The organism is Paenibacillus sp. 1-8 (assembly GCF_056316205.1).
On the sequence record NZ_CM149995.1, the window covers coordinates 4,392,402 to 4,413,968 of the forward strand.

Genomic DNA, 21,567 nt, shown 5'->3' on the forward strand with positions numbered 1-21,567 from the left:
AAATTTTAGTGTACTCTAAACTTTAATTCATCACGCTCAAAATTTTTTCCTTACTTACGCTTTTCATAGATCCTACGATTGAATAATAAGTTTCTCTCATTAAATGCCTCCTTTTAGTCGAAAACAGGAAAACATAATTCAATTGATTAATTGAATTATAGAATGTAAAAGCATTTAAGTCAAGTACTTTTTATGCGAAGAGGAGGACACCTTGGAAGCCATGAATAAGTTATAAAAAAATGAAGCACTAGAATACATTGGTTAAACCCAGGGTTTATCTAATGTATTCTAGTGGGTGCATTTCAAATCGATATAGGTTCTTCGTTATTTTTCATACTCTCGTTTAATTCAATGTTGCGATTGCCTCACGCGTAAACGGAAGTAATTCTTCTGTTCGTCCATCACGGATTTTGTTTACCCAGTCAGGGTCAGCCAATAATGCGCGCCCGACTGCGACCAAATCGAATTCTTCACGTTCCAATCTCTCGATTAAATCGCCCATCTTGTTGGTTTTGCCATTAGCCTTTTCCCCGGTAGCAAAGAAATCCAAAAAGTCAGCGTCAAGACCGACAGATCCAACTGTAATTGTTGGTTTCCCTGTCAGTTTTTTTATCCATCCTGAAAGATTCAAGTCAGATCCTTCAAAAGCTGGTTCCCAAAAGCGACGAAGAGAGGCATGAAAGATATCAACGCCTGCATCAACTAATGGCGCTAAGAGGTCTTTTAGTTCTTCTGGAGTTTCTACTAATTTTACTGTATACGCATCGTATTTCCACTGTGAGATTCGGAACACAATTGGAAATTCTGGTCCAACAGCACGTCGGCAAGCTGCGATAACCTCACTAGCAAAGTGTGAACGCTTGACAATGCTGCCACCGTATTCATCGGTACGCGAGTTTGTTTTTTCCCAAAAGAATTGATCAATTAAAAATCCATGGGCTGCCATAATCTCGATGCCATCAAACCCAACTTTTTTAGCATTGACTGCTGCCTGTGCGAAAGCTTCAACCAATTCCGAAATTTCTTGTTTTGAGTAATCATTAGCGTTGCCTCGTGCACCCATATGCCACAATTGAGAGAAAATTTTCCCACCGGCCTCATGTACTCCATCAACTACTTTTGACCAACCCTTTAGCGCCTCTTCTCCGTATATGTGTGGTACGTCCTCCTGCCATGCTGGCACCTCGGATGCAACATCAGGATGGTTGATAAACGTACCCTCTGTCAGAATAAGTCCAACACCATTTTCAGCTCTATGACGATAATACGCAGCGACATCCTCCCCTGGCACTCCATTTGGAGAAAAATTTCGAGTCATAGGTGCCATTATAATACGATTAGATAGTTTGAGATTACCCATTTCGAATGGTTTAAAAAGAGCTGCAACAGATTGAGAATTATTCATAAAAAAACCTCCAAGTTTTATTTTTGTCATTTTATAACGTAGACCTTTGTGTATTAGCAGATATCTGCTCCATCTTTGGCTTAGGGCTTGTTTAGCCTAAGAATTACTTGAAATCGAATCCTTGCTGCTCCAACATTTTTCTCACTTCAGGATAATAAATGTGGTTATAAAAAGAGGATATTTCTTTACTCCAACCTCTTTTTTCTTTTCCATTTGTACGTTTATCCATGTAGTTAGAGATCGTTTGATCAAATTCTCTAATAAGGCCTTCTAAGTCGGTGTTGTACCGTTCTTTATGCCAAATTGCTTTTTGAGGTAAACGTGGCTTCTTCGCAGAGGGATTAGCAGGATGTCCAACAACCAGTCCACTCACAGGAAATACATATTCAGGAAGCCCAAGCAACTCAATTAATTCAAGCGGCCGGTTTCTCACTCCTCCAATCGGCACAATACCTAGTTCTAATGATTCAGCTACAGCAATTGCATTGCCCATTGCCAGTCCAACATCAGTCGCTCCTACTAAGATGGACTCCATGCCTTCGGTAATAACCAAGGGTTCCTCGTTCAATTCTGCCGCAATTTTCGCTCTAAAAAAATCAGCACAAAACAATAGGAACACTGGAGCTTGTGCTACCCATGGCTGGTTTCCAGTCAGCTCAGCGATTTTTTCTTTGGTTTGTTGATCCTCAATGCTTATGACAGACACTTGCTGCCCATTAATAGAGGATGGAGCTGCTTGCACAGAATTCATGATTAGTGTCAGTTCTTGCTCGCTGACTGGCTGATCCGTGTAACTGCGGATAGATCGGTGATTCATTAAGATTTCGTATAGTTCATTCTTATTCATTATTTCTTATCTCCCTTTAGTTCATCCAATGTAATTAATTTCTATATTGAATTGACAAGCCTTCACAAATAAAGAGAAACCCAATTAGCACAAAATCCTTATGAACGTTTGTTATATACCTCAATAGCACTTTGCAGAAAATGTTCAATCTCTTCGCGTGATTTACGAAGCTTATTGACATATCGGGTAAGCTCCTTACCGTCGACATAGGCTACAAAGCTTGGAATACCCATAATATTCTGTTCTTCACTTACAGTCCCTACATGATCTACATCCACCTCGATGAGATCCAAATCATTCGCAAATTTTTCTTCAACTTCAGGCATGAATGGATCAATAAATTTACAGTCCGGGCACCAGTCGGCTTTAAAAACAGCAACTGTAATTTTTGGGGAACGAATAGCTGTATCAAATTCTGATTTGGAGGAAACTTTTTTCATTTTAGTATCTCCTTTTTATAAAAGAATGGGTTTACCATTCCATTTGATGTTTTTCAATATAGTTACTTGTCAGATCATCTCCAGCATCAATCGACACCTTACCCTCGGTACCTACGGGCACACCCGCTTTTACAAGCAGGTGACCAATGTGGCATTTTTTTTCGGCTTGGAGAATTAATGCTTCCACCACAGTGATATCCTCCTTTGATGCACTCGAGGATAAAACAACATGCGGACGATGTGTAATGCTAAGTTGATCCCCTTTAGCTATGTTCCCTTCTGTGTCCATAAAGAACCCGGCAACAGGTACTTTCTTGCGATCGAGCATGTACGCTAGTGTCAGAGCATAACAAGCAGTGGCTGAGGACATCAGGAGTTGTTGTGGATTAGCACCTTCTCCACTTCCCCCTTTAGGAACAGGGATAGCAATTTGAGTTTGTAAATTGTCGCTTTTTATGCGACCAATACCTTTCGCGTCTTTGTACCAAACCGTATTCATATTAATTTTTTGATTTGGCATTTCTAATATGCTCCTTTCCCATATTTTCAATACTTGTACTTGTCACTAAAAACAAAAATCCTTAGATTCCGAGAAGCTTAAAAACGTTCTATTGGTTAACGACGTTTTAATTATTTTCCAAAGAATCGATGAACTTTTCGCTATCCATGGCCGCCATGGCTCCAGTGCCTGCTGCAGTAATGGCTTGACGATAGCGAGTATCCTGTACATCTCCAGAAGCAAACACGCCTGGAACATTTGTCATTGATGTGCCGGGTACTGTAACGATATAGCCGTTCTCATCCGTTTCAATTTGACCCTTTAAAAAGTCAGTATTCGGATGGTGGCCGATGGCTACAAATACACCGTTTGCGTGTAGGATTTCCTCTTCGCCTGAAACATTGTTCCGGACTTTCAATCCTGTCACTCCGCGCTCTCCCGCAACAACCTCAAGAGGGGTCTTGCTTAAAGCCCACTCAATTTTAGGGTTTGAACGAGCGCGATCTTGCATAATTTTTGAGGCTCTCAGTTCTTCTCGACGATGCACCACAGTAACTTTGGAAGCGAATCGTGTTAGAAAGTTTGCCTCTTCCAAAGCAGTATCGCCTCCACCCACTACGATGAGTTCCTTATTTCTAAAGAAAAATCCATCACAAGTGGCACAAGTACTAACTCCCCGGCCTACATTTTCTGTTTCGCCTGGTATTCCTAAATATTTCGCACTGGCACCGGTTGAAATGATCAGAGTTTCAGTAATAATTTCACCTCTGCCCTCCACTTCCAGTTTAAACGGCCGTTTTTCCAAATCTACCGTCTTTACCCAACCGCTAATAAATGTAGCCCCGAAGCGTTCCGCTTGTTTACGCATATTATCCATTAATTCAGGGCCCGTGATGCCTTCTGAAAATCCAGGATAATTCTCAATTTCAGTTGTTGTTGTAAGCTGTCCTCCTGGTTCAAGTCCTTCAATGACGAGTGGATGCATATTAGCACGAGCCAGGTAGATCGCTGCGGTCAATCCTGCTGGACCAGTTCCAACAATTACAGATTTATACATATTCATCCCTCCAAATTCGACAGTTTTTACAGTTAGTTTTTACAGTTAGTTTTTACAGTTGTTTATAACCATGCTTTTTTTAATATTCAATTGATTAATCGAATTATAACATTGGTATATCTGTTCGTCAACACACGGATAGAAAATAATTGCAAATGAGACACACGCATTGTAGAAAATTATATTTGTGGGCGTTTATAAGTGATGTAAAGACTGTCCCTTCTCAGCTAGAAATGGGCTAGCCGCAACTCGTCATCATAATTCTCCTGAATGATCTTCACTTTGTTTGGTCACTTAGCAGTCTCTGGGGTAAGCTGTGCATTACGCGACTCAATGTTGCGGAGGCCCTGACCTGGGCCGTAGCCATGTCGACCATGCCTCAGTCATCCCGTACTGCATCATTGTTGCCTTATAGTCCGGGCTGGTGATTGGCTGAGAGCGGATCGACTGTCTCAAGCACCTGGGAATTGATCTGCGCCATCTCGTTGAGGATTGCAGATTCGACTTCCGGGACGCTGTTCTACACGCCCGATAGTCATCGAGCAGCAGGTTTGGCGCCTTTAATCATAATCCATTCGGATGGAGATTAACTGATGTGCTTTGGTTCTCTGTCAATAGATTGGAGTTATATCCTTTTGACTTGACTCCACTCGGGATGTTCATGTTAAAATTTTAATATTCAATTAAATGACCAAGAGCTCAATTTCGTGATTAGAGTCAATTTTTGAGAATTGAAATTGGGGATTCCCGTTTTTATAATACGACAAGAATAGAGGTTGACAATAATGGAAGATATGCTGAACTCTGCGAAAATTTTAAAGGAAGATCTCTATAAACAATTGGCTAGAATCGGAAAATGTTTATCCAGTGATAAGCGCCTTGAGATCTTAAATTTGCTATCCAATGGTTCTAGAACTGTAGAAAAAATAGCTACCTGCACAGACATGAATATTGCCAATGTATCCCGACACCTTCATGTTCTGCTCGATGCAAAACTGGTTAAATTCACAAAAAAAGGAGTATATGTGATCTATTCTTTGGCTGATCCAGAAATCATCGAATTTATTTCCTCTTTATGGCGAATCAGTGAAAAACAGATTCCTGACATAAGTAGAATGAAAGATGATTTCCTAAGCAATCTTGATACCGTTCAAACGCTTACGATGGATGAGGTTAGGGAGAAGATTAATAATGATTCAATAATTTTGGTGGATTTACGTCCTAAAGAAGAGTATGACACGGATCATATTGCGGGAGCAATTTCGATGCCGATGGAAGAGTTAGATGCATTAATAAGAGAGATACCGAAAAACACAGAAATCATCGCATATTGCAGAGGCCCACTGTGTGTCTACTCAGCTCTGGCAACACAGAAATTACAATCTGAAGGCTTTAGGTCTTTTCGCATGGAAGAGGGCTTGAATGAGTGGCAAGAACATTTTCAGTTACATTAAGCTGACTTCTAAGAACAGACGAAGAACAATTAATTTCTCCAATTCTTAACTAAAAGACTTCAAGACCAATATTAATAGGCTCTGAAGTCCTTTTTAGTTAAGACAAACTTTAAAGATACATGGATTGACTCTTTCCGGTGAAACTGCGGTAAATACTGTTATATGAGCCTCAAGTAATTCATCCAACAAAACTTTGGCCGAGTCACCGCTTAGAACCAGTGCATTGGCCATAGCACCTCCTCCAAACAATATTTGCACTGTAATTTATGTAATGCATTACATGTCAAGCATAAAAAAATCGTGCTCCGAATGTCTCCCTTTTCTGCTTTGTGGCTGCTTAGGAAACATGATATGATTTCTCTTAAGAGGTGGTTAGAAGTGGCGAATATTCAAGAAATTGCTCGCTTAGCGGGAGTATCCACAGCAACTGTATCACGAGTAATTAATAAACACGGCTACGTAAGTGATTTAACCAGACAAAAAGTTTTAGGAATTATCGAGGAGCTTGATTATGTCCCCAATGCTAATGCGATCTCTCTAAAAAAAGGTGAAACTCGTCAGATTGGAATAATGACGGTCGCCTTTAGTCCCATTATTATTAATTTTGTTCGTGCATTCACTCTTTTTGCTGAGAAAAACGGATTTATCATCACTCTTTTTATCACGAATGGAGAACCTGAAAAGGAGCTTATCGCCCTGGAAATGCTAAAACGGAAGCAATTAGATGCTATCGTGTGTTTGATACGGTCCAATGAATGGGATGTCATTGAATCCTATGCCCGGTATGGCCCCATTGTTATATGGCAACGTCTTCAAAACGAGAATCTTCCTTCTGTCTTTATGGATCAATTTCATGCCTATTGGACAGGTCTTGAATATCTTCATTCCAAAGGTTACCGAAAAATACTTAGCATATATCCGATGTCCAAAGGACTGAATACAAAGGAACGCATTCGTGCCCATACAGAATTCGTTAAGAAACACAATCTCATGGCGTATCCATTTCCTCATTTCGAAGATAAAACTTTAGTTCGTGATGGGGAGGAGCTTGCTAAATGGTGGGTATCGCAGGAAGACCGACCTGATGCTATTTTTTGTGCCAATGATGAAGTGGCAGCTGGTCTTATGACAGCCCTGCGTCGATTGGGATTTTCCATTCCGGGAGATTTGGGGATTATGGGCTTCGATAATACGGAGGTGGCTCACTTGCTCGATTTGACAACGATTGACTATCCTATCGACCAGCAAGCTGAGAATGCATTTCTTATTTTGCAAAATAAGTTGAATAACACCAAAAACAGGCTAAACACTTTAACATACAAGTTAGTTGAGCGAAGTTCGACATAACGCAGTATCTTTAGTATTACAGGCGTATGGTAAATCCTACAGTACATATCGAGTAGGAGGGGGCGGTAAACCCCCGTCCTCTCACACCACCGTACATGCGGGTCCGCATACGGCGGTTCCAAAAGGTTAACCAAGCTCCAGATCACGTGAAAGCAAACTTTTCAGCCCTTTCTCTTTCCAATAGGAAGTAGGAAGGGCATTATTGGTATTCCGGGACATTTCCCATGCGCCTCGCCTCGAGTTAGCCATCTTGAAACATGCCCACTCTGGAACCCCAAGTGCCCGGAGTTCACGGATTCGTGTGCGTACTCGTTTCCATTGCTTCCACAGGCACATTCGTAGTCTTCTCCGAATCCACTGGTCCAGTTTTTGGAGGTGCGTCTTCACCGAAGCTAGACGGAAATAACCGAGCCAACCCAACAGATAGCGGTTCAATCGGCGAATCCGTTCTTCCATGGAAATGGACCATGTTCGATTTGTCAGCTCTCGAATCCTCTCTTTACATGCGTTGAGGCTCTTCGGTGCTATTCGAATCGTCGCCTGCTTCTGGCTCAGGAAACTGAACCCTAAGAACTTCCGGTGCCAGGGTCTGGCTACCGCGCTCTTTTCCCCATTCACTTTTAGCTTTAGCTTTCCTTCTACAAACCGACTTACCGATTCCATCACACGTTCGCCTGCTCGCTTACTCGCCACAAAGATATTGCAGTCGTCCGCATAGCGCACAAACCGCAGGCCACGTTCCGTCAATTCTTTATCCAAATCGTCCAGTAGAATGTTGGCCAATAGCGGACTAAGCGGGCCGCCTTGTGGCGTTCCTTCCCGGCTACGCTCCAGCTTTCCGTCCACCATGACTCCGGCGTTCAGATAGGCACGAATCAGCATCAACACTCTTTTGTCCGTCACTTTCCGCGCCACCCTTCCCATCAACATGTCATGATTCATCTGGTCAAAGAACTTTTCCAGATCTAGATCCACGACCCAGCGAAGTCCACTTTGGATATATCTTTGCGCTTGTTTCACCGCGTCATGTGCACTTTTCCCCGGGCGAAAGCCGTAGCTATACCAGGAAAATTGCGCGTCAAAGATCGGGTTCATCCCTTGTAAAAGCGCCTGCTGGAGAAATCGGTCCATTACGGTCGGGATGCCTAAAAGCCGTACACCGCCTCCGGGTTTGGGAATTTCCACCCGTTTGACTGGCGCAGGCCTGTACGTTCCCGTCAGAAGTTCAGTTTTCACCCTTGCCCAGTGCGTATTCAGGTAAACTTGTAGATTGGCTACCGTTACACCGTCCACACCAGGCGCTCCTCCGTTTTGCACCACTCGTTTGTATGCGAGCCTGAGGTTATCTCCTTCGAGCATTCGTTCCAGCAAGTTGTTCTGGTCTTCGCGAGAGGATAGGGCGACTTGTGCCGACGAAGAACTCAGCGCTCCAGCATACCCTGACGGCTTCACCGCTTCTCTTTGCTGGCAGCTCTCTTGCGAGATATTCGGCTGTCTTTGCTCTTCATGCGAACGCATCGGTTTCCTCTCTCCTTTCGGTTCAGCCCTTCCGTAAGTTGTTGCAACAGCTTACGTACTATGGCTTCTGCTGACTCCTGTCCGTTCAGCGTAGCCTCTCGGCTACGGTTACAAGTTTTTTTTCCTTGCTTATCTGACAGGTCTCCCCAGATAAGAACGCCATCTTTCTGCCCGCGACCACTGGAGTATACCGCGTCAGTCCTTGGCGGCTTTGGATTTCGTCATGTTTAGGTGACTCATCCGACTGACACAGCCTCAAATCCAGTTCGTGTACCTTGGCCCGTGCTTTTGCCTCCAGCTTCCTTCAGATTCCACCTCACGGTGGACACCCTTGCCCTTGGCTAACGGTAGGCGCTCGCCAGCCCCCGTTCAGGACTTTCACCCTAGAGATGACGCCCATGCTGGGCGTACTAAAAAACCACTTGTTCAAATTGAACAAGTGGTTCTATTAACCAGCGAGTCGTAGGCTACCCACCCATAGAATTATATCTTCACTCAGAAATATTCAGGACAGCACGGAATCGAGTCGATGCTGACATCATTTTATCGTATGCTTCGCTAGCACGATCTAATGGATATGACTCAATCATGGGGCGAATATCCGTCAGCACACTGAAATTAATCGTCGCTTGGATTTCTTCCGCTCCGCCTGTTAACGTACCTTTGACCGTGTTAGGTCCTTTCAAAAAGTCCATCGCTGACAATTCTAGTGGATCAGTGGAAGTTGCCACAATGATGAGCTCGCTGTCTTGACCCAACCCGTTGATCAGAGAGGAAACGGCCTTCGCGTTAGGTGCAGTTGCCAGGATGACTTTAGCACCGCCTAATGCTTGTAATGCCTCAGCCGGATCTTCTTTAGCCGAATCAATGTAGTGATGGGCTCCAAGTTCACGTACGAGAGCTTCTTTATCATTTCCTCGTGAAATAGCCACGGTGCGATATCCGGCTTTGCTTGCAAACTGAACGGCAAGATGTCCCAGTCCACCAATCCCCTGAATCGCTACCAGATCACCAGGGCGAGCTTTACTATTTTTGATGGCACTAAAGGTCGTTTCTCCAGCACACATTAGTGGAGCAGCTTCCATTGCCGAAATTTCATTTGGAATACTGGACAAACTATCCTCATAAGCAACCATGTATTCAGCATATCCACCGTCCATTGTTAATCCGGTCACATGGCTATGTCCCCCATGCCATCCAATGCCGACACGTTCTCCAATTTTCCATTTTGACGAGCCTGATCCAAGCTCATCAACAATTCCTATCACTTCATGTCCAGGAATGCGGGGATATGCTGACGCCGCACCGCCCATGGCCATTGAATCTCCATTACATACGCCGCAAGCTTCAACGCGGAGCAATACTTGCCCTTCTGCCGGCTGCGGAACCGGCACCTCAACTAACTGCATTTTTTCTCCTGCAGCTGGAATTTGCATGGCTTTCATTTTCTTCATGAATAAACCTCCTTAGTTCTAATATATGGAACTCTCCATTAGTATAGTTTAAACGGGTCAAACTTTCAATTAATTAATTGTATATTTGAATTAATTATTTTCATTACGGAGTTTGCTTCTGTTCCAAATGAATATTACCTTAGAATTTATACCGCATTGTACAACTGTTCTAATCGTGCTTCTAATTGTTCAAACTGAACAAACCGTCCTTCACGAAGATATTCCTTTTGATCAAAAAATAAGATGATCATGGGAACTGTAAAAATCAAAAATTTGCCTGCAACCGCCTCTACCTGACTAGCATCTATATGCGCAAGTTTTATTTCTGGATAGTTGTTGAGTAATTCTTTTAGTTTGGGATAAATTGCATGACATACATTACAATTATCTTGAGATATATATAGCATACTTAATCTATTATTTTGGATAAACGTATCTATTTCATTCACTGAAGTTATTTCTTGGACATTTATCATTAATCTCCCACCTTACTGTATGTTATTCGGAACTGAATGGCTACAGATCCAATAATATTCAATGTAATATTGTTCTAATTTACTTTTTTTCTACTCTATTCCATTCTGACACATTAAGTTAAATCATTAAAATCAATTGAACAGCTGAATTAAATGATTAAATTTCAGTATTATTAACTCTCTAAATCGAACTTTAAATGTTAAAAGTACTATATTTCCCACCTGCATCTTTTATGAAAATTCCGTTCCTCATCTTCCATCGTAAGCATTCCACTCTTGAGCTCCTTCTTCTATTCGATACGCTGTGAAGCCCTGTTTTTGAACATAATCAACAGCTTGAGATGCAAGAGAACAATAAGGGCCACGACAGTATGCAGCAAGTTCTACATCAGCTTTATTTAATGTTTTCAGGTATTCTTCCAACTGCTCTAAAGGTACAGAAATAGCACCCGGGATATGAGATGTTTTATACTCCTCAACTGGTCGAAGATCTATGAGAACCATGTTATCCTGCTTCATTTTTGCCAATAGGTCGTTTTTTGTGATACTTTGAACACCTACATATTTCCTTTTTAACTCATCTTTAATCTGTTTTATGTCAGAGAGTCTGTCCTCACACAAATTCCATAAAGAGGACAAAAAATGAGTTACAGATGAATCACTAATATTATATATGACATAAGTACCTTTTTTGTTGAATCTAACCAACTTGGCTTCCAGCAAAATTTGTAAGTGACGGGATACATTCGCAACACTCATACCAGTTTGTGTAGCCAAACTTTCAACAGATTTTGGTCCGTTTGATAAGAGGTCCATAATCTCAAGTCTTTTGTCACTGGATAAACATTTCCCAATTCGAGCGAATTGCTGATATAAACGTTCTTTAATATCCGATTCAGAACATCTACTTTCCATTGGAACCTCCTCTTTGTTGCAATATCTTAGATTTTCGGGTATGCCTTCCTGCATTCGAATTACTCACTAATATGTCCAAGTATAAAATAGCAACATTTACTTTCCGTTCATTTTGGTTCTCTAGCTCAAGAATTCACTTAATAAATTATGTAAAAAAAACGACGGTTCAGAAAAATCCAAATCCGTCGTTCTCTTCACATGTATTTCAATGATATTACAAAAATGGATTTGTTGAATACTCTGTTAATTAAGCAATCCTAGAATTTTTTCTCTAAGAGCTTGCTTTTGATTGACCCCCACCATTGTTTCAGCCAATTTACCATCTTTAAATAAGAGTAACGTAGGAATACTTCTAACTCCAAATTGTGAAGCCAATTCGATTTCTTCATCAACGTTGACTTTGGCTATTGTTGCTTGTCCAGCTAAATCATCAGCTAGCTCGTTCACGATTGGAAGTTGCACTTGACAAGGTGGACACCACGGTGCCCAAAAATCGACTAGTGTCACTCCGGTTTTAATGTTCGATTCAAAATTCTGTTTTGTTAAAGATACTGCTCCCATAAATATAATCCTCCTCAATCAACTTATCAATTATTAAATCGATTAATTGAATTATACTTATGAAATCGAATTTAGTCAACGTTTTAATATCTATTCTTTATATATCAGACTTAAATTCATTACAGCACCTGTACGATTTCCCTGTATTACTTTCCCGTTTAAACTACTAAGTCTATTTTGTTCTTAAACCAAAAAGACGAAGATCTTTTGATTTAGATCAACGGCTAAAGATCCAACTTATTTAAGATTTTGATTAACTAGGGCGTGTCTTCAAACTCAAGTAATCCACACCATATAGCTGCCAAGATTAAATAAAGCCCTTATGGAAAAAAACGATAATAACAGCCCTATTCCACAGCCAAGGAAAACGGAGCTACTGGCTTTGGTTCATCTGGTATACCCAGACTGGGAACTCATCTGTGATTTTGCTTTTCTTGAATATTTTCGCTTTGGCTTGTCTATTATAAAAATTAATATCCTTTTGATAAGGATGGCGATCCTGTTGGTTCCTCTCATATACATCAAAAAGCTGAATATGTAAACTATATAAAACTAATGGGCACTTTTTCACCCCAGCTTAACAAATACAATCTAAAAACAGGCTTGTTAATTATCTAAATATCCCGAAAGCTAAAGACAAACTTTGCCTGAGTATCGATGGATGCAGCTTCTAAATAGCAGAAAGAGATTTGAATGAGGGCAACATTTCCCCAAAAACGGTTCACCATTTCAACCTACCATCCATAACGTAAAAACAGCCCCGAATTAGGAGAGTCCTGCAAACCCTCGCTTATATAGTTGTGAGGGCTCAGACTGGAAAATGGATACGATGAGACGAAAAAAGCAGCCCATCCTCTACCCGAGGATGGGCTGCTTTTGCTCTATTAGCTTCACCTCCGTTTCGCGTTTACAACGAACGCGGTGAGGTAGGCTTGTAATCGCATGCGAAAGAGACCCTGGTACCTGGCTGTATCCATACCGTGGAATCTCTTCATCTCCACGTTTTTGTGTTCAATGATCTGCCTGCGCTTGATCCATTTCTTGAACGTATCGCTAAGGTCAAACTCGATCTGTCAGCGGATCCTCCGGATTAATCCCGATGAACCACTTGTAAGCCAAATTCACTTGAGCTTCCTGAATCATTCGGTCATCCGAGAGATTGTATAGGATCTGCAAAAACAGCAAGCGAAACAGCAGCTCCGGCTCGTTTGCCAGCCTGCCGTAATACTTGCAGTAGTATGGGTTATAACATCCATTGAGACTTAGTTTTTATAACAATCCAGTAGGATTAAAGTACTTTTTCTATTACACTGAGATACTATTTTAGTAAGAATTAGTTCCGAACTTGAATGTAGGCCAGACACCTTTTATTAATAACTCATTATAGAAGTCATCTTGATTTGATTGACTTCGTTCCATAAGAAGCAGAACAGCCTCATCACACTATGGAGTGGAGAGGCCGCTTGTGGGGGAATAAATTCATTTCGTCTTCAGCAGTTGATGTTGACGATTCCACGTTCATCAATGGTGATGATGAGCATGCGCATCCGGCGCATCGGCTTTGACGGTACATAAAATCGAGCTATCGTGAGCATTCCGTTCGGACTCAACTTGTAAGGTCACGTGCCAGATTTCTTTGTGTTTCAGCATGTGTTCGATTTTTTTTAGAATCACTTCGGTTTCATAGATCGATTTGTCTCCGTTAACGACAACATGAGCAGTAAGAGCGTTCATGCTGCTTGTAATGGACCAAATGTGTACATCATGGACTCCCTTAACACCATCTACCTTTCGAATCGAATTAACAATTTCGTTCATATCAACATTTTTGGGCGCCCCTTCCATCAAAACATGTAAGGAAGATTTCGTGACAAAGTAACCGCTGCGTAAAACAAGTCCCGCGACAATGACACTAGCAAGCGGATCTGCCCAGCCCCAGCCAAAGAACATCATCATAAGAGCTGCGGCAATGGCGCCAACTGACCCCAGCATATCACTGAGCACGTGTAAATAGGCACTGCGCATATTCAGGTTTTCCTTGGTGTCACTTCCACGCATCATAATCCACGCAACCAACAGATTTATAAGCAACCCGATGGAACTGATAATCAACATGCCAAAGGTGGCTACTTCTGGAGGATTCATGAACCGCTCAATCGCCTCATAAAAAATGTAGAGTGAAATGCCGATCAACGTAACACCGTTAAGGGCTGCAGCTAAAATTTCAAATCTCCTGTAGCCGTATGTTTTCCCTGTGTTTACAGCTTTGGAGCCAAATGTGAATGCAAGCAAAGCCACCCCTAAAGCGATGGAATCGGACAACATATGACCCGCATCGGAAAGTAGAGCCAAACTGTTGGTAATCACTCCTCCAACCGCTTCGATAATCATATACGCCGTAATAATGAAGAATGAAATCAGGAGTACTTTTTTATTGTTGGTATGACCATGGTCATGGTTATGTCCATGGTCGTGATTGTGTGCGGACATCGTTATCCTCTCCTTAAACAAATTGAATGGTTTGTCATAATACCTTTCCTGTTTCGATCAGCTTTTTATTCCCTTTCTTTACAGTTTGAAAGAAACGAATTGAATTTATATAAACATATGATCAACTGTTCATATGTTTTAATTAGCCTTATTATATTTGTTCCCGATACAGGTGTCAACCCTCATTCTTGATTGAACGAAATCTGAGCCTAAGGAGGAAAATATATGGGACAAACACGCAGAAATATACCGAACTGCGCCGGAGCGGGGAAAGGAAGCGCTCTCATAGGTAACCCCTTCGGATATCGTTGAAAGTTCTTTACCGTCACCAACCGAGGTAAAGAACTTTTAACGATACAACTTTTCTAGTGGTATTTCATTAGGTGCATACCTAATCATTCAAAGCTGATTTGATTGATTCAGCACATCATCTGCTGCTCACATCTCTAACTTTGGTAGTCCATTCTTGGCTGAATTGATAACTTGTTCCCACTCGGTTAACCTATTGCAGGATTGTCCGATTACTGGGTTTTCAGGGGATATTCACTGTCTCATTTAGTAATATAAATTGTCTCAATTGATGTTATAACCCACAAATATATAATTATTTTCACTAGCTTCGCTGTCTCATCGCCTCAAAAAGCAGCACCGTGGAGGCCATCGCTGCGTTCAGCGATTCCGCCTGCCCCTGCATCGGAATGAACACCGATTCATCCACCATACGTGCGGTGGACGCGGAAATACCCTGCCCCTCGTTGCCAATGACAAGCCAAGCAGAAACACGCAAATCAACGGCATAGCACGACAGACTTGCGTCCAGCGAGGTGCTGATCAGTCGGGCGCCTTTGCTTTTGGCCTGCGGCAAAAGCTCCTCCAGACTGCCCTCAATCACGGGCAGGTGAAAAAGCGATCCCATCGTAGAACGGATCGTCTTTGGGTTATACAGGTCGGCGCAGCCATGACCCAGAATGACGCCTGCGGCTCCGGCGGCGTCGGCACTACGAATAATGGTGCCTACATTGCCGGGGTCCTGTACCCCGTCCAGCACCATCACCAGCGCATCCGCCTGCTCCAGCAACGCCGGGAATGCGCCACGCTCCTCCTTGCGCACGATAGCAAAGACAGACTGCGGTGTCTTCGTATCGGTGCATTTGGCAATGACCGCCGCCGACACGGGAATCCATTCCACCGGCTGGTCAGCTTGGTCCAAGCCATTCAGCTCGGCAGGAATGCCCTTGTCCAAATCATAGGCAACACATTCGACAGCTGCGTCCGAACGCAGCGCTTCCTGCACCAGATGAACGCCTTCGACGATATATTTATGCTGGCGGGTACGATGCTTTTTTTCCAGCAGTTGTGCCCATTCCTTTACACGTGTATTGTTTGGTGAAATGATTTCCATTCGTTATCCGTCCGTTCCTTTAAAAAATAAATGATGCATCACTTGTGTTCGAGCATCAAGTCATCAAGCAGACATTATACTGCAAAAGCCAACTCCAGCTTGGTTAAGTCATCCTTGTGACCTACAATAACCAGCACATCCCCCGTCTCCAGCCGATCCTCAGCATAAGGCGAGATATTCATTTCCTGATCTCGACGAATCGCCATCACGTTACAGCCAAAACGGGCGCGTATATCAAGTTCCTTCAGATTTTTTCCTATCATGGAATCCGCCGCTTTCATCTCCAGAATACTATAATCCTTAGACAGCTCAATATAATCCAGAATATTTGGAGACGTCAAATGATGGGCTACTCGCAGCCCCATGTCCCGCTCAGGATAAACCACCTTATCCGCGCCTATCTTTTGCAGCACTTTCCCATGCAATTCATTTTGCGCTTTTACGATCAGAGCTGGCACGCCCATATCCTTGAGGATTAATGTCGTCAATATGCTTGCCTGTATATCTTCGCCAATTGCCACCACGATGACATCAAAATTGCGAATACCGAGCGCACGCAACGCTTCCTCATCCGTTGAATCGGCAGATACCGCGTGGGTCACAATATTCGACATTTCCTGTGTGCGCTGCTCGTCCGAATCGATCGCCAACACATCAAAGCCCATTTCGCTCAATGCAGTGGCAACACTGGAGCCGAAACGACCCATACCAATTACCGCATACTGCTTCTTTGCCATTCCTACCTTACCTCCCGATCACCATACTGTCCGTCATAGTATAGCATAACACGCCAAAAACATAAATTTGGTATGCTTATGCCAAATGCTTCATCATGTATACCAGGCAGCAGTCCAAGCCATAATACACCCGACAACCATTACAAACATACGGGAGGTACCACATGCCCATTACACTGGATTTACGACAAGCCATTGTTCACAAAGTTCACGGCAAATCAGAAGCTGATCTTACCGATATGATTATCGGGTCAGTGGATGGACCAGAGGCCGCTTTGCCCGGATTGGGTGTCATTCTTGAGGTGGCATGGAAGCACATGAATCAGACCCAGCAACAAGAGTTTGTCCACCTGGCACATGAGCAGCTTGATAAAATCAAGCCCGTCCCGCTAACCTAAGTCTTATCTTCAAACTTTTGTTCAACCCTGCTTCATCCTACTGCCCGTATACGCAAATAGTCCACTCGCCGTAACACTGAGTGGACTATTCGTTGTACAGATCAAATAACAGGTTTCATTCCTGCCTGCTTATCAAATCCAAATCTTATGGAGCCATCTCCAAAAACTTGGCTGTAGGATTTTTCTCTATAGCGGTCCGCATCGCATACTCATTTTCGAACAAGGCGACATAATTGCCCTTCTTGTCCTTCACCAACGTGGAGTTAATACGGAATTTGCTTGGATCAATCTGATCATCCACAATCCAGCGTGCAAATTGGAATGGCATACGCTGAAGCTGTACATCAACTCCATATTCACCCTTCATGCGGTACTCAAATACTTCAAATTGCAGTTGGCCGACAACGCCCAGCAGCGTATCGTCAAAGCTTACCGTACGGAACACCTGAATCATACCTTCCTCGGTCAACTGGTCAATACCCTTCAGATACTGCTTGTGCTTCAAAGCATTTTTTACGGTAACCTTGGCAAAAATCTCAGGCGAGAAGGTCGGCAATTCATCAAATACGACCTCACTACCCTGACTGAGCGAATCACCAATACGGAAAATGCCCGGATCAAACAATCCGATAATATCGCCAGGGAAAGCTTCCTCGACAATATCGCGGTCCTGCGCCAAAAATTGCTGTGGCTGGGACAGCTTAATCTCCTTGCCCATCCGTACATGCTTAACACTCATGCCCCGTTGGAACTTACCAGATACGATACGCAGGAATGCGATGCGGTCACGGTGAGCTGGGTTCATGTTTGCTTGAATTTTAAATACATAGCCAGTAAATTTCTCGTTCGTCGGCTCGATTTCCCCCGCTGTACTGTGACGCGGCTCCGGCTTGGGAGCAAGCTGAAGAAAGTTTTCCAGAAACGTTTGAACTCCAAAGTTATTAATCGCACTACCGAAGAATACAGGCGTTAATTCCCCGCGTTGTACTTTCTCCATGTCAAAAGGGTCACCCGCAACATCGAGTAACTCCAGATCCTGACACAATTGGTCATGCAAATATTCACCCGCCATTTCGCGAATGATTGGATCATTGTAACCCTCCACTTTTTGTACCTTGATCGTGGAATGGTCGTCTCCCTGAAACAGCTCGACCTGATTTTTGACACGGTCATAGACACCGCACAACTCACGTCCTGTACCAATTGGCCAGTTCATAGGCACCGAACGGATGCCGAGCACCTGCTCCAGCTCCTCCATCAGATCAAAAGGACTGCGTCCCTCTCGGTCCAGCTTGTTAATAAAGGTGAAAATCGGAATTCCACGCTTGGCACAAACCTGAAACAACTTAATCGTTTGCGCTTCCACACCTTTCGCTACGTCAATCAGCATGACTGCACTATCCGCTGCTGTTAATGTACGATAAGTGTCTTCACTGAAATCCTGGTGACCTGGGGTGTCCAGAATGTTAATACGATGCCCATTATAATCAAATTGCATAACTGAGGATGTAACCGAAATCCCCCGCTGCTTTTCAATCTCCATCCAGTCACTCGTCGCGTGCTTGCTTGCTTTACGCGCTTTAACTGAACCGGCAAGACGAATCGCGCCCCCGAACAGCAGCAGCTTCTCCGTCAGTGTCGTTTTCCCCGCATCCGGGTGAGAAATAATCGCAAACGTGCGCCGTTTGTCGACTTCCTGTTGAAGTATATCCAGTGTTTTACTCATTTCACATATCCCTTCATGATCAAATCCATTGCGTTCCTGCACAAGCTATTCATAAAAAGGCCATGATGCACGCCTGTTTTCGTAAATTCATCGGTTCTATCGGTTTCTTTACCGTTAGAACCAGTATTTGGCGTACTCCGTTACCATATTCATTATAAATACGATCTATTTACATGTTTTAGCCTGCCTTTAACGTATAATCAGTTGCAAACTGAAAACCTGAGACTAAGTTATTATAGCACACTCCGAACGCAAAGCATCCCCTTACATCCTGAACAGGACGTAGGGGGATGCTGAACAATATCAGGATTACTTAGTGCCGCCTACTCGCCAGATGACATTATCTTCATCCTGACCGCTGACAGGCCACCATTTGAAGCCATCTTGCTCCAGCAGCTTGTGAGCGCCTTCCGGTCCCCATGAGCCTGCGGCATAGGTTTCCAGCGTATCCGGGGCTTGTTGCCATGCTTTGGCGATCCGATCCACGAATCTCCATGCTGTCGCAACCTCATCCCAACGCGTGAAGTACGTAGAGTCCCCCTCAATCGCGTCCATCAACAACCGTTCATAAGCCTCCGGTGAGTTGATGCCGACCATACAGCTTTGGCAGAAGTCCATAGCCAGCGGTTCAATATCCGATTCCGAACCCGGCTTCTTGGCATTAATTTTGATGTAAATGCCCTCCATCGGATTAACCCGGATCACGAGCAAGTTTGGCTCCAGCTTATGCTTTTGACCAAGATACACGTTCGTAGGCATGCTCTTAAATTCCACAACGATCTCGGTTGTCTTTACAGGAAGACGTTTGCCGGTACGAATGTAGAACGGAACCCCTGCCCAACGGAAATTATCCACAAATACGCGTGAAGCAAAATAAGTCTCTGTGCTCGACTGTGGATCAACCTTGTCCTCTTCACGATACCCCGGCAACTGCTGACCGCGGTAGCTTCCTTCCGTGTATTGACCGCGTACCACATTAGTCAGCACATCCTCTGCTGATTCAAAAGGACGCAGCGAACGCAGCACTTTCACCTTTTCATCACGGATATCCTCAGGGAGCAAACGGCTCGGCGGTTCCATTGCAATCATCGTCAGCATTTGCAGCATATGGTTCTGTCCCATATCCCGCAGAGCACCGGAATGATCGTAATAACCTCCGCGTTCCTCCACGCCCACGGTTTCACTAAGCGTAATTTGCACATTGGAAATATGCTTATTATTCCACAATGGTTCAAAGAAGGCGTTTGCGAAGCGGATCACTTCGATATTTTGCACCATTTCCTTACCAAGATAGTGATCAATCCGATAAATTTCTTCCTCTTCAAATACTTCGCGTATTTCAACATTCAGCTCTTGCGCAGATTCCAGATTATAACCGAACGGCTTCTCAATAACAAGACGATTCCAGCCCTTTCCATCCATCATACCGCCTTCTTTGAGGCTCTTCGATACGCTTCCAAACAGTTCAGGGGACAAGGCCAAATAAAACAAACGGTTCCCCGGAATACTGAATTTCGTCTCTATGGTCTCCGTCTGCTGTCTCAGTTCATGAAATCCTTTGACATTGTTGATATCCAGCGATTTATATTCAAAATGCTCGGCAAATGCCTGCCATTCTTGATCATTTTCTGCCTTGTAGCGGCTAAACTCCTGTATCGAAGCGTACAGGTCATTACGGAATTCTTCCTCTGTGCGAGGGCGTCTCGCTACGCCAATAACGGCAAAATCCTCACCAAGCTTCCCTTCGCGGTACAAGCTGTAGATCGCAGGGAAAAGCTTGCGGCGAGCCAAATCACCCGTAGCACCAAAAATAAATAACACTGCGCCTTGCGTCACAACAGATTCATTATTAGGTATGTCAGCCATGAAGTACCTCATTCTTCCCATGACAAGATTCCGCTTCCACAACCCTCGAAATCCGCATGTAGTATTGTGTATATTTATACAAGATCATACTTGATTTTCGACAAACATGAAACTGAAGATTTGATGACATTTTAGCATATTCCGCATGGATAAGCTATCCGATGAATCATAAATTTACCTTATAAGTCAGTATTCTATCGTAATTAGCGGAAAACCGATCGTAATACGTGTATCCTGATGCTCCTCATCTTCATGCACAGCCATCTGCATATGCACCAGATGCTCACCACTTTGAACCGCCAGAGGCAGCTTCGGTGCTTCATAGGTTACAGCTATCGTCGTCGCATCTGTATATCTTTCTTTTGCCTTCATGGGCAAGCTTTCTGCTAACCGTGTCTCTGTCAGCTTCATCAGTTGGTTAACGGGCTCATTTGAATGCAGCGAATGCTGAATGGACGTATTCCATACTGCTTTTACTCCCACAGTCGCCAATTGTACAGCACAAAGCTTATGCAGCCGGATTAACTGCTCACGTCCTGCATTGTTACTCTCCAGTTGAACAACCGTATACCATTGACCCGCAAGCTGTTCCATTACGTTCAAGCGGATTTTCAGTTCTCCGCTACTGCCAACCGAACGATACACTGTGTGTCCGTTTTCCTCTACCTTGTTTACGGCGGGAATATTTAGTTGATCGGCTATCTGGACCGCCATGTCTGCCGGATCTTCACCGTAAGAAGTCCAATCACCTTGCCATTTCACAACCACTTTATCCAGTATACCGGGAGCAGTATCCGAGACAGCCAATACAGAGCGCAAGTCCGTTTCTGCCTTGCGGGAATACGAGTCATATTCAGTCGTTTGAAACGTCCCATAACGCCAGCCTACGAGTAACAGCACCGTTCCGAACACTGCAATAGCTACCATCCCTTTTTTGATGACCTCTGCTTTTAACATCGTCGTTCCTCCCGCTCC

The 21,567-nt window shown here is 43.6% G+C and carries 21 protein-coding genes and 1 pseudogene; 3 read left to right on the forward strand and 19 right to left on the reverse strand.

Features of this window, described 5'->3' with window-relative positions:
• Positions 1-343: 343 nt before the first annotated feature.
• The 5 genes from AC0WRU_RS20245 to trxB all read right to left on the reverse strand — a co-directional run bounded on the left by AC0WRU_RS20245 (position 344) and on the right by trxB (position 4,248).
• On the reverse strand, positions 344-1,405 hold the full coding sequence (locus tag AC0WRU_RS20245; RefSeq protein WP_476126095.1) for an NADH:flavin oxidoreductase: 1,062 nt from the start codon (positions 1,403-1,405) through the stop codon (positions 344-346).
• Positions 1,406-1,508: 103 nt separating this feature from the next.
• Positions 1,509-2,252: an NADPH-dependent oxidoreductase gene (locus AC0WRU_RS20250; RefSeq protein WP_476126096.1), complete on the reverse strand. Its 744-nt coding sequence runs from the start codon at positions 2,250-2,252 to the stop codon at positions 1,509-1,511.
• Between the two features lie 98 nt (positions 2,253-2,350).
• Positions 2,351-2,692, reverse strand: a complete 342-nt coding sequence (locus AC0WRU_RS20255; RefSeq protein ID WP_025686537.1) for a thioredoxin family protein — start codon at positions 2,690-2,692, stop codon at positions 2,351-2,353.
• Positions 2,693-2,723: 31 nt separating this feature from the next.
• Positions 2,724-3,212, reverse strand: coding sequence for an OsmC family protein (locus AC0WRU_RS20260; protein WP_025686538.1), 489 nt, complete (start codon positions 3,210-3,212; stop codon positions 2,724-2,726).
• A gap of 106 nt (positions 3,213-3,318) precedes the next feature.
• Positions 3,319-4,248, reverse strand: coding sequence for a thioredoxin-disulfide reductase (gene trxB / locus AC0WRU_RS20265; protein WP_476126097.1), 930 nt, complete (start codon positions 4,246-4,248; stop codon positions 3,319-3,321).
• Between the two features lie 785 nt (positions 4,249-5,033).
• Here trxB and AC0WRU_RS20270 point away from each other — a divergent pair.
• The gene (locus tag AC0WRU_RS20270; RefSeq protein WP_476126098.1) at positions 5,034-5,702 is read left to right on the forward strand and encodes an ArsR/SmtB family transcription factor; all 669 of its coding nucleotides are present in this window, start codon (positions 5,034-5,036) and stop codon (positions 5,700-5,702) included.
• A gap of 93 nt (positions 5,703-5,795) precedes the next feature.
• Here AC0WRU_RS20270 and AC0WRU_RS20275 read toward each other — a convergent pair whose 3' ends face one another.
• Positions 5,796-5,933: a hypothetical protein gene (locus tag AC0WRU_RS20275; RefSeq protein WP_476126099.1), complete on the reverse strand. Its 138-nt coding sequence runs from the start codon at positions 5,931-5,933 to the stop codon at positions 5,796-5,798.
• Positions 5,934-6,080: 147 nt separating this feature from the next.
• On the opposite strand from AC0WRU_RS20275, the gene AC0WRU_RS20280 reads away from it, so the two are divergent.
• On the forward strand, positions 6,081-7,049 hold the full coding sequence (locus AC0WRU_RS20280; RefSeq protein WP_476126100.1) for a LacI family DNA-binding transcriptional regulator: 969 nt from the start codon (positions 6,081-6,083) through the stop codon (positions 7,047-7,049).
• A gap of 126 nt (positions 7,050-7,175) precedes the next feature.
• Here AC0WRU_RS20280 and ltrA read toward each other — a convergent pair whose 3' ends face one another.
• From ltrA to AC0WRU_RS20330, 10 genes and pseudogenes are all read right to left on the reverse strand, one after another.
• Positions 7,176-8,567, reverse strand: coding sequence for a group II intron reverse transcriptase/maturase (gene ltrA, locus AC0WRU_RS20285; RefSeq protein WP_476125370.1), 1,392 nt, complete (start codon positions 8,565-8,567; stop codon positions 7,176-7,178).
• A 491-nt stretch (positions 8,568-9,058) separates the two neighbouring features.
• Entirely contained in the window at positions 9,059-10,021 is a 963-nt protein-coding gene (locus AC0WRU_RS20290) for a zinc-binding dehydrogenase (protein WP_476126101.1), read from the reverse strand.
• A gap of 146 nt (positions 10,022-10,167) precedes the next feature.
• Complete coding sequence (locus AC0WRU_RS20295; RefSeq protein WP_025686543.1) at positions 10,168-10,497, reverse strand: thioredoxin family protein; 330 nt, start codon at positions 10,495-10,497, stop codon at positions 10,168-10,170.
• Positions 10,498-10,746: 249 nt separating this feature from the next.
• A complete protein-coding gene (locus AC0WRU_RS20300) occupies positions 10,747-11,412 on the reverse strand; it encodes an ArsR/SmtB family transcription factor (protein ID WP_476126102.1) in 666 nt (221 codons plus the stop codon).
• Between the two features lie 243 nt (positions 11,413-11,655).
• Positions 11,656-11,973 carry a thioredoxin gene (gene trxA / locus AC0WRU_RS20305; RefSeq protein ID WP_025686545.1) on the reverse strand — a complete coding sequence of 106 codons (318 nt, stop codon included), beginning with the start codon at positions 11,971-11,973 and terminating at the stop codon, positions 11,656-11,658.
• An 890-nt stretch (positions 11,974-12,863) separates the two neighbouring features.
• A complete protein-coding gene (locus tag AC0WRU_RS20310) occupies positions 12,864-13,043 on the reverse strand; it encodes a transposase (RefSeq protein WP_081750809.1) in 180 nt (59 codons plus the stop codon).
• Positions 13,042-13,209: pseudogene (locus AC0WRU_RS20315) on the reverse strand (transposase); the annotation flags it as partial. The pseudogene AC0WRU_RS20315 and the gene AC0WRU_RS20310, both read right to left, overlap by 2 nt.
• A 285-nt stretch (positions 13,210-13,494) precedes the next feature.
• A complete protein-coding gene (locus AC0WRU_RS20320; protein WP_476126103.1) occupies positions 13,495-14,463 on the reverse strand; it encodes a cation diffusion facilitator family transporter in 969 nt (322 codons plus the stop codon).
• A gap of 613 nt (positions 14,464-15,076) precedes the next feature.
• Positions 15,077-15,865 carry a TrmH family RNA methyltransferase gene (locus tag AC0WRU_RS20325; protein ID WP_476126104.1) on the reverse strand — a complete coding sequence of 263 codons (789 nt, stop codon included), beginning with the start codon at positions 15,863-15,865 and terminating at the stop codon, positions 15,077-15,079.
• Positions 15,866-15,939: 74 nt separating this feature from the next.
• Complete coding sequence (locus AC0WRU_RS20330) at positions 15,940-16,602, reverse strand: potassium channel family protein (protein WP_014277969.1); 663 nt, start codon at positions 16,600-16,602, stop codon at positions 15,940-15,942.
• A gap of 164 nt (positions 16,603-16,766) precedes the next feature.
• Between AC0WRU_RS20330 and AC0WRU_RS20335 the strand changes: the two genes are divergently transcribed.
• Positions 16,767-17,000 (forward strand): small acid-soluble spore protein SspI, encoded by a 234-nt coding sequence (locus AC0WRU_RS20335; RefSeq protein ID WP_044648543.1) that lies wholly within the window; start codon positions 16,767-16,769, stop codon positions 16,998-17,000.
• Positions 17,001-17,145: 145 nt separating this feature from the next.
• Here AC0WRU_RS20335 and AC0WRU_RS20340 read toward each other — a convergent pair whose 3' ends face one another.
• The 3 genes from AC0WRU_RS20340 to AC0WRU_RS20350 all read right to left on the reverse strand — a co-directional run bounded on the left by AC0WRU_RS20340 (position 17,146) and on the right by AC0WRU_RS20350 (position 21,549).
• A complete protein-coding gene (locus AC0WRU_RS20340; protein ID WP_476126105.1) occupies positions 17,146-18,726 on the reverse strand; it encodes a peptide chain release factor 3 in 1,581 nt (526 codons plus the stop codon).
• 309 nt (positions 18,727-19,035) lie between these two features.
• Entirely contained in the window at positions 19,036-20,592 is a 1,557-nt protein-coding gene (gene zwf / locus AC0WRU_RS20345) for a glucose-6-phosphate dehydrogenase (RefSeq protein ID WP_476126106.1), read from the reverse strand.
• A 186-nt stretch (positions 20,593-20,778) separates the two neighbouring features.
• The gene (locus AC0WRU_RS20350; RefSeq protein WP_476126107.1) at positions 20,779-21,549 is read right to left on the reverse strand and encodes a YwmB family TATA-box binding protein; all 771 of its coding nucleotides are present in this window, start codon (positions 21,547-21,549) and stop codon (positions 20,779-20,781) included.
• Between the last annotated feature and the right edge of the window lie 18 nt (positions 21,550-21,567).

Bases quoted from the DNA above. Each gene is read 5' to 3' on its own strand.
- AC0WRU_RS20245 (WP_476126095.1), bottom strand. From the start codon at position 1,405: ATGAATAATTCTCAATCTGTTGCAGCTCTTTTTAAACCATTCGAAATG.
- AC0WRU_RS20250 (WP_476126096.1), bottom strand. From the start codon at position 2,252: ATGAATAAGAATGAACTATACGAAATCTTAATGAATCACCGATCTATC.
- AC0WRU_RS20255 (WP_025686537.1), bottom strand. From the start codon at position 2,692: ATGAAAAAAGTTTCCTCCAAATCAGAATTTGATACAGCTATTCGTTCC.
- AC0WRU_RS20260 (WP_025686538.1), bottom strand. From the start codon at position 3,212: ATGCCAAATCAAAAAATTAATATGAATACGGTTTGGTACAAAGACGCG.
- trxB (WP_476126097.1), bottom strand. From the start codon at position 4,248: ATGTATAAATCTGTAATTGTTGGAACTGGTCCAGCAGGATTGACCGCA.
- AC0WRU_RS20270 (WP_476126098.1), top strand. From the start codon at position 5,034: ATGGAAGATATGCTGAACTCTGCGAAAATTTTAAAGGAAGATCTCTAT.
- AC0WRU_RS20275 (WP_476126099.1), bottom strand. From the start codon at position 5,933: ATGGCCAATGCACTGGTTCTAAGCGGTGACTCGGCCAAAGTTTTGTTG.
- ltrA (WP_476125370.1), bottom strand. From the start codon at position 8,567: ATGCGTTCGCATGAAGAGCAAAGACAGCCGAATATCTCGCAAGAGAGC.
- AC0WRU_RS20290 (WP_476126101.1), bottom strand. From the start codon at position 10,021: ATGAAGAAAATGAAAGCCATGCAAATTCCAGCTGCAGGAGAAAAAATG.
- AC0WRU_RS20295 (WP_025686543.1), bottom strand. From the start codon at position 10,497: ATGATAAATGTCCAAGAAATAACTTCAGTGAATGAAATAGATACGTTT.
- AC0WRU_RS20300 (WP_476126102.1), bottom strand. From the start codon at position 11,412: ATGGAAAGTAGATGTTCTGAATCGGATATTAAAGAACGTTTATATCAG.
- trxA (WP_025686545.1), bottom strand. From the start codon at position 11,973: ATGGGAGCAGTATCTTTAACAAAACAGAATTTTGAATCGAACATTAAA.
- AC0WRU_RS20320 (WP_476126103.1), bottom strand. From the start codon at position 14,463: ATGTCCGCACACAATCACGACCATGGACATAACCATGACCATGGTCAT.
- AC0WRU_RS20325 (WP_476126104.1), bottom strand. From the start codon at position 15,865: ATGGAAATCATTTCACCAAACAATACACGTGTAAAGGAATGGGCACAA.
- AC0WRU_RS20330 (WP_014277969.1), bottom strand. From the start codon at position 16,602: ATGGCAAAGAAGCAGTATGCGGTAATTGGTATGGGTCGTTTCGGCTCC.
- AC0WRU_RS20335 (WP_044648543.1), top strand. From the start codon at position 16,767: ATGCCCATTACACTGGATTTACGACAAGCCATTGTTCACAAAGTTCAC.
- AC0WRU_RS20340 (WP_476126105.1), bottom strand. From the start codon at position 18,726: ATGAGTAAAACACTGGATATACTTCAACAGGAAGTCGACAAACGGCGC.
- zwf (WP_476126106.1), bottom strand. From the start codon at position 20,592: ATGGCTGACATACCTAATAATGAATCTGTTGTGACGCAAGGCGCAGTG.
- AC0WRU_RS20350 (WP_476126107.1), bottom strand. From the start codon at position 21,549: ATGTTAAAAGCAGAGGTCATCAAAAAAGGGATGGTAGCTATTGCAGTG.